Consider the following 7,804-nt stretch of genomic DNA (forward strand, 5'->3'; position numbering starts at 1 on the left):
CCGGCACAGCCTTAACTAAACTGGAGCAGTGGCAGATCCAGCGAGCTACCGGCCGAAAACCGGCGAGATCCCGAACGACCCAGGCGTCTACCGCTTCCGGGACCCCCATGGCCGAGTCATCTACGTGGGCAAGGCGAAGAACCTCCGCCAGCGGCTCACCTCGTACTTCGCCAACCCGCTCACGCTGCTGCCCAAGACGTATGCGATGGTCCACGCGGCGGCGAGCGTCGAATGGACAGTGGTGGGCAGCGAACTCGAAGCCCTCCAACTTGAGTACACATGGATCAAGGAGTTCTCGCCGCGGTACAACCTCGCTTTCCGCGACGACAAGACGTACCCGTATCTGGCGGTGACCATGGGGGAGAAGTTCCCCCGGGTCCAGGTCATGCGGGGCGACCGCCGCAAGGGGACGCGGTACTTCGGACCGTATACCGCAGGCGCCATCAGGGAGACGATGGACACCCTCCTCAAGGTGTTCCCGGTGCGCAGCTGCAGCGCGGGCGTCTTCAAGCGGGCCGAGCAGAGCGGACGTCCCTGCCTGCTCGGCTACATCGACAAATGCTCCGCTCCGTGCGTTGGCCGTGTGACTCCTGAGGAGCACCGGGCGCTGGCCGAGGACTTCTGCGCCTTCATGGGCGGCGAGGCCAAGCGTTTCATCTCCCAGCTCGAGAAGCGCATGGCTGCGGCCGTCGAGGAACTCGACTTCGAGGCCGCGGCGTCACTCCGGGACGACATCATCGCCATGAAGAAGGTCTTCGAGCGCAACGCCGTTGTCCTGTCGGAGGACACCGACGCGGATGTCTTTGCCATCGAAGAGGACGAACTCGAGGCGGCGGTGCAGGTGTTCCACGTCCGCGGCGGGAGGATCCGAGGCCAGCGCGGCTGGGTCGTCGAGAAGGTCGAGGAGGCGAGCGGGCCGGCGTTCATCGAGCATCTCCTGCAGCAGGTCTATGGGGCGCAGGCGGAGACGGATGCGCGGATCCCCCGCGAGGTCCTCATCCCCGTCATGCCGGACGACGCCGAGCAGCTCACGGAATGGCTTTCGAACCTGCGCGGCGCGAGGGTGAGCCTTCGTGTCCCCCAGCGCGGCGACAAGGCTGCCCTCGCAAAGACCGTGCATGAGAACGCAGTCCAGGCGCTCAAGCTCCACAAGGTGCGCAGGGCAGGCGACATCACGACCCGATCCTTGGCCCTGCAAGAGCTTCAGGAGGCGCTCGAGCTGCCTGAGCCGCCGCTGCGCATCGAGAGCTTCGATATCTCCCACGTCCAGGGCACCAACGTGGTGGGCTCGATGGTCGTCGTGGAGGACGGGATCGCGAAGAAGTCCGAATACCGCAAATTCACGGTCACGGGCGAGGCGGCGCGCGACGACACGGCCGCCATGCACGACGTCCTGACCCGGCGGTTCCGCAACTACCTCGCGGAGAAGGAGCTCCCGGTCGCGGAGCGGGATCAGCACAGCAAGTTCGCCTACCCGCCGAACCTCGTCGTCGTCGACGGCGGCCAACCCCAGGTCACGGCGGCGGTGAAGGCACTCGCCGAAATCGGCATCTCATCGGACGAGGTCCAGGTGGTGGGGCTCGCAAAGAGGCTCGAGGAGGTCTGGCTGCCGGAAGGCGACTTCCCGGTGGTGCTCCCGCGTGCCTCCCAGGGCCTCTATCTGCTCCAGCGCATCCGCGATGAAGCCCACCGGTTCGCCATCACGTTCCATCGGCAGCGGCGAGGCAAGGCCATGACTGTTTCCGTGCTCGACGACGTTCCGGGTCTCGGCCCCGCCCGCAAGAAGGCGATCCTGACCCACTTCGGTTCGGTCAAGCGGCTGCGTGCAGCAACCCCGGAGGAGATCGCAGAGGTCGCTGGCGTAGGGCCGACACTTGCCGCGTCGGTCTATGGCAAGTTCCATGCCCCGGGGCTGGAAGAGACGGCACCGGCGGTCAACTACGCAACCGGCGAAATCCTGGAGTCTTAGCTAGGCTGGCCCCATGACCCAGACCAGCGCGGCGGACCCGCATGAGCCCACTGAGCTGACCCCCGTCAAGCCGCAGGCCGCGGAACTCCTCATCGTCACTGGGATGTCCGGTGCGGGGCGAAGCACCGCGGCGAATGCCCTTGAGGATCACGGCTGGTACGTCGTGGAGAACCTGCCGCCGCAGCTCCTCGGAACGCTCTCAGAGCTCGTCTCGCACGCGTCGGACCGCATCCCCAAGCTCGCCGTCGTCATGGACGTCCGGAGCAAGGCCCTCTTCGCCGACATCCGCGAGGCCCTCCATGCGCTCGACTCGAGGGGCGTCGAATACCGGGTGCTGTTCCTCGACGCAACAGACGACGTGCTGATCCGGCGCTTCGAGCAAGGCAGGCGTCCCCACCCGCTTCAGGGCGGGGGACGGATCCTGGACGGCATCACCGCCGAGCGCCAGATTCTCGCCGAGCTCCGGGAGCAGTCGACGCTCGTGCTGGACACGTCCGATTACAACGTGCATGGTCTCGCGACGGCGATCACCGAACTCTTCTCCGAGAAGGGCCCGGTGACGCTGCGCATCAACGTCATGAGCTTCGGGTTCAAATACGGTCTCCCCGCAGACGCCAATTACGTGGCAGACGTTCGGTTCCTCCCCAATCCCCACTGGATCCCGCAGCTGCGCGCGCATACGGGACTGGACCCCGACGTGCGCGATTACGTGCTTGTGGCGAATGGCGCCGAGGAGTTTGTGACCCGCTACGTCCACGCGCTCGAGCCCGTGCTCGCGGGCTACCGCAAGGAGAACAAGCACTATGCGACGATTGCCGTCGGCTGCACCGGCGGAAAGCACCGGTCGGTGGCGATCGTCGAGGAGCTCGCCAAAAGGCTCTCGCAGCAGCCGCGCGTCACGGTGACCACAGCTCACCGTGACCTCGGGCGGGAGTGATGGCCATGTTCACCGGTCAGCTGCCGCTCATCCCTCCCGGCGCGGGGACCTCGGGCGGTGTCCCCAAGGGACCCTCCGTGGTCGCGCTCGGAGGAGGTCATGGGCTCTCCGCCTCGCTGTCGGCGCTGCGCCTCCTGACGGCGGACCTCACCGCCGTCGTGACCGTTGCGGACGACGGCGGTTCCTCCGGGCGCCTTCGCCGCGACTTCGGCGTCATCCCCCCGGGCGATCTCCGGATGGCTCTTGCTGCGCTCTGCGACGACACCGATTGGGGGCGGACCTGGCGCGACGTCATGCAGCACCGTTTCCGCTCACCAGCAGGGACGAGCGGTCTTGAGAACCATGCGATGGGCAACTTGCTCATCATGACACTGTGCGAACTGCTGGGCGATGTCGTGGACGGCCTCCGCTGGGCCGGGGCCCTGCTGGGTGCCCGCGGCCAGGTCCTTCCCATGTCGCAGGTGCCGCTCATGATCGAGGGAACCGCCGCGGCGAGGGACGGCGGGCCGGGTGAGCTCATCCGGGGCCAGGCCGCGTGCGCCATTGCCGGGCGGCTCGAGGACGTCCGCCTCCTCCCCGAAGACGCCCCCGCTTGCCCGGAAGCGCTGAGCGCCATCGAGTTCGCGGACTGGGTCGTCCTCGGCCCAGGGTCGTGGTACACGTCGGTTCTCCCGCATCTGCTCCTTCCGGAGATGCGCCAGGCCCTCTCCGACACACCGGCACGCCGGTGCCTCGCGATGAACCTCACGATGGAGACGATGGAGACCACGGGAATGTCCGCAGCGGATCATCTGCGGGTCCTGCAGCGCGCTGCGCCCGAGTTCACTGTCGACGCCGTCATCGCCGAGATCGGCACGGTGGGGAACACGGGTGAATTCGAACGTGCGGCCGCCGAACTCGGCGCCGAGGTTCACTTCGGTAGAGTGGGAGCTTCCGGCCACCGCGCGGTGCACGATCCGCTCCGGCTCGCGGCGGCCTACCACGAGGTGTTCTCGGGCAACAGGAAATGACGCGGGCAGCGTTGAAGACAGAAGCAGCAGTGGTCAGTGGCGGCGCAGGCGTCGGGGCCGGAGGGGATGGCAGAAGGATGGCTCTGACCCAGAGCGTCAAGGAAGAGCTCTCGCATCTTGCGGTCAAGAAGTCGTCCGAGCGCAAGGCCGAGGTATCCGCCATGCTGCGTTTCGCCGGCGGGCTTCACATCATCTCCGGGCGGATTGTGATCGAGGCTGAAGTCGACCTGGCGTCGACGGCTCGGCGACTCAAGACGGCGATTGCGGAGGTATACGGGCACTCGGCGGAAATCATCGTCGTCTCCGGCGGCGGGCTGCGCCGGGGGAGCCGGTATGTGGTGCGCGTCGTGCGGGAAGGCGAAGCCCTCGCTCGCCAGACGGGCCTCCTCGACAACCGGGGGCGGCCTGTCCGCGGACTGCCCTCCGCCGTCGTCAATGGCTCCGCCGCGGACGCCGAAGCTGTCTGGAGGGGTGCCTTCCTCGCCCACGGCTCGCTCACGGAGCCGGGCCGCTCCTCCTCGCTGGAGGTCACGTGCCCCGGCCCCGAGGCCGCCCTCGCCCTCGTGGGCGCCGCGCGCCGCCTCGGCATCGCGGCCAAGGCGCGGGAGGTCCGCGGGGTGGATCGCGTCGTCGTCCGCGATGGCGATACCATCGCGGCCCTCCTGACCCGCATGGGCGCGCACGATGCCCTCATGGCTTGGGAAGAGCGGCGCATGCGCAAAGAGGTGCGCGCCACCGCGAACCGCCTCGCGAATTTCGACGACGCGAATCTGCGCCGCTCCGCGCAGGCCGCGGTCGCGGCAGGAGCGAGGGTTGAGCGGGCGCTGGAGATCCTGGGCGACGACGTCCCGGAGCACCTTCGCTACGCCGGGGAACTTCGCGTGGCGCACAAGCAGGCCAGCCTCGACGAATTGGGCCGGCTCGCGGATCCGCCCCTGACGAAGGATGCGATCGCCGGGCGCATCCGCCGGCTGCTCGCCATGGCGGACAAGAAGGCAGCGGAGACCGGGATTCCCGGCACCGAGGCGAACGTTACGCCCGAAATGCTCGACGGCTGAGCAGCTTCGCCCATCTGCATAGGATGGAGCCGTCACCAGCTCGCCGTGCGATGTACCGTGCGGCGGGAAACCGACCGATGGAGGAAGTTGTGACCTACGTACTGCCTGAGCTCCCGTACGATTACGCGGCCCTCGAACCGCACATCTCGGCACGGATCATGGAACTCCACCACGACAAGCACCACGCGACGTACGTGGCTGGCGCTAACACGGCGCTCGAGAAGCTCGCCGAGGCCCGCGAGGCCGGCAGCTTCGCCGACGTCACGCGCCTGAGCAAGGATCTGGCGTTCCACCTCGGCGGCCACACGAACCACTCGATCTTCTGGAACAACCTGTCCCCGGACGGGGGCGACAAGCCCGAGGGCGAGCTTGCCTCGGCGATCGACGACGCCTTCGGCTCGTTCGACAAGTTCGTGGCCCACTTCAGCGCAGCTGCGACGAGCCTGCAGGGCTCCGGCTGGGCCATCCTCGCGTACGAGCCCCTCGGCGGCAACGTCGTGATCGAGCAGCTCTACGACCAGCAGGGCAACATCCCCGTTGCGACGGTTCCGCTGCTCATGCTGGACATGTGGGAGCACGCGTTCTACCTCGACTACGTGAACGTCAAGGCTGACTACGTCAAGGCGTTCTGGAACATCGTCAACTGGGAGGACGTCGCGAAGCGCTTCGCCGCCGCACGTTCCGGCGCTCAGGGGCTCGTCCTCCCCGCCTGACCCATGTGAGATTCTGAGATTTCCGTCACATTGCGCGGATTTCACTGGTCAAGGGCCCGTCTGTTCACGGACGGGCCCTTTTTCCGTAGGATGGGGTGCGGAAAGGCCACCAGCCTTTCAGCCATGACAATGGAGACTCGGGCTGCAGGCCTTTCCTTGTGCAAATCTCTGCCCAATGATGTGCGAGACCGTTCAGACAGTCCGAGCAGTCACCTAGGTGGGGTGCTCGGCTGAGCATCAAGGAGAGCAACCAGAGTGACTACCCGCATCGGCATCAACGGCTTCGGCCGGATCGGCCGTAACTTCTTCCGCGCGGCGCTCGCCCAGGGAGCCGATCTCGAGATCGTGGCCGTCAATGACCTCACGAGCCCCGAGACTCTGGCGCACCTGCTCAAGTACGACTCGATCACCGGCCGACTCACGGAGAAGGTCGAGGCGCGCGACGGCAATATCGTCGTCGGCGGCAATGAGATCAAGGTCCTTGCGGAGCGCGACCCGGCGAACCTCCCTTGGGGCGAGCTCGGAGTCGACATCGTCATCGAGTCCACGGGCTTCTTCACAAAGGCTGCGGACGCCAAGAAGCACCTTTCGGCGGGTGCGAAGAAGGTCATCATCTCCGCTCCGGCCACGGACGAGGATGTCACGATCGTCATGGGTGTCAACGACGAGACGTACGACCCCGCGAACCACAGCATCATCTCCAACGCCTCGTGCACCACGAATTGCCTCGGCCCGCTCGCTAAGGCCATCAACGACGCCTTCGGCATCGAGCGCGGCCTCATGACGACGGTCCACGCCTACACGGCGGACCAGAACCTCCAGGACGGCCCGCACCGCGACCTGCGCCGTGCGCGCGCCGCCGCCATCAACATGGTGCCGACGTCGACGGGTGCCGCCAAGGCGATCGGCCTCGTGCTTCCCGAGCTCAAGGGCAAGCTCGACGGCTACGCGATCCGCGTCCCGGTCCCCACGGGCTCGGCCACCGACCTCACGGTGACCGTCTCCCGCGAGGTCACCAAGGACGAGGTCAACGCGGCGGTCAAGGCTGCCTCGGAGTCCGGCCCGCTCGCGGGCTACCTCTCCTACACCGAGGACCCGATCGTCTCCTCCGACATCGTGACGGACCCGGCGTCGTCGATCTTCGACGCGGGCCTTACCAAGGTCATCGGCAATCAGGTGAAGGTCGTCTCCTGGTACGACAACGAGTGGGGCTACTCCAACCGTCTCGTGGACCTCACCGAGCTCGTTGCGTCCAAGCTCTGAGATCCGCCGTAACGAACGGGGAACTCGGATAGCCTGAGTCCATGACTGCACACACTCTCGACGAGCTGCTCGCCGAAGGTGTCCGTGGGCGGCACGTTCTGGTCCGTTCGGACCTCAACGTGCCGCTCGACGGGTCCACCGTGACCGACGACGGCCGCGTCCGCGCGTCCCTGCCCGTGATCGCGAAGCTGGCCGAGGCCGGCGCCCGCGTCATCGTGATGGCCCACCTTGGCCGACCCAAGGGGATCCCGGACGAGAAGTACTCCCTGCGCCCTGCGGTTGACCGCCTCGCTGAGCTTGCCGGCTTCCCGGTGCGGCTTGCGGACGACGTGGTCGGTCCGAGCGCCCAGGAGCTGGCCGCCGCACTCGGCGACGGCGAGGTCCTCGTGCTCGAGAACGTGCGTTTCGACGCGCGCGAGACGAGCAAGGTGGACGACGAGCGCCACGAGTTCGCCCGCGAGCTCGCCGGCCTCACCGGCCAGAACGGGGCTTACGTCGATGACGCGTTCGGCGCGGTGCACCGCAAGCACGCGAGCGTCTACGACATCGCCTCGCTCCTGCCGTCCTATCTCGGCGAACTCGTCCGGGCGGAGGTCGAGGTCCTTCGGCGTCTCACGGAGGGCGCTGAGCGGCCCTATGTCGTGGTCCTCGGCGGATCGAAGGTTTCTGACAAACTGGCGGTGATCGACAACCTCATCGGCAAGGCCGACCGCCTGCTCGTGGGCGGCGGGATGCTGTTCACCTTCCTCGCGGCCCAAGGCCACCAGGTGGGTTCGAGCCTCCTCGAGGGTGACCAGATCGGCACCGTCCAGGATTACCTCGAGCGCGCGACGGCGGCCGGCACCGAATTCGTG

General features: G+C 67.1%; 7 protein-coding genes. All 7 read left to right on the plus strand.

Going from position 1 to position 7,804, the window contains the following annotated elements; translation table 11 throughout:
* The first annotated feature begins 28 nt into the window (after positions 1-28).
* Positions 29-1,969, plus strand: coding sequence for an excinuclease ABC subunit UvrC (gene uvrC / locus ACTHL9_RS13070; RefSeq protein WP_440519668.1), 1,941 nt, complete (start codon positions 29-31; stop codon positions 1,967-1,969).
* Positions 1,970-1,982: 13 nt separating this feature from the next.
* A complete protein-coding gene (gene rapZ, locus ACTHL9_RS13075; RefSeq protein WP_440519670.1) occupies positions 1,983-2,906 on the plus strand; it encodes an RNase adapter RapZ in 924 nt (307 codons plus the stop codon).
* On the plus strand, positions 2,906-3,916 hold the full coding sequence (locus tag ACTHL9_RS13080) for a gluconeogenesis factor YvcK family protein (protein ID WP_440519671.1): 1,011 nt from the start codon (positions 2,906-2,908) through the stop codon (positions 3,914-3,916). The genes rapZ and ACTHL9_RS13080 overlap by 1 nt, the downstream gene beginning before the upstream one ends.
* A gap of 77 nt (positions 3,917-3,993) precedes the next feature.
* A complete protein-coding gene (whiA, locus tag ACTHL9_RS13085; RefSeq protein WP_138413731.1) occupies positions 3,994-4,974 on the plus strand; it encodes a DNA-binding protein WhiA in 981 nt (326 codons plus the stop codon).
* Positions 4,975-5,051: 77 nt separating this feature from the next.
* Positions 5,052-5,687, plus strand: coding sequence for a superoxide dismutase (locus ACTHL9_RS13090; RefSeq protein ID WP_440519673.1), 636 nt, complete (start codon positions 5,052-5,054; stop codon positions 5,685-5,687).
* Between the two features lie 255 nt (positions 5,688-5,942).
* Complete coding sequence (gene gap / locus ACTHL9_RS13095; RefSeq protein WP_440519674.1) at positions 5,943-6,950, plus strand: type I glyceraldehyde-3-phosphate dehydrogenase; 1,008 nt, start codon at positions 5,943-5,945, stop codon at positions 6,948-6,950.
* A gap of 41 nt (positions 6,951-6,991) precedes the next feature.
* Positions 6,992-7,804 (plus strand): phosphoglycerate kinase (locus tag ACTHL9_RS13100; protein WP_440519676.1); only part of this gene is annotated, 813 nt, incomplete at its 3' end.

This window comes from Sinomonas sp. (genome assembly GCF_051955515.1).
In the GTDB taxonomy this organism is placed as follows: domain Bacteria; phylum Actinomycetota; class Actinomycetes; order Actinomycetales; family Micrococcaceae; genus Sinomonas.

Coding starts and splice junctions, on each gene's coding strand:
- ACTHL9_RS13090 (WP_440519673.1), top strand. CDS start 5,052: ATGGAGGAAGTTGTGACCTACGTACTGCCTGAGCTCCCGTACGATTAC.
- whiA (WP_138413731.1), top strand. CDS start 3,994: ATGGCTCTGACCCAGAGCGTCAAGGAAGAGCTCTCGCATCTTGCGGTC.
- rapZ (WP_440519670.1), top strand. CDS start 1,983: ATGACCCAGACCAGCGCGGCGGACCCGCATGAGCCCACTGAGCTGACC.
- ACTHL9_RS13080 (WP_440519671.1), top strand. CDS start 2,906: ATGGCCATGTTCACCGGTCAGCTGCCGCTCATCCCTCCCGGCGCGGGG.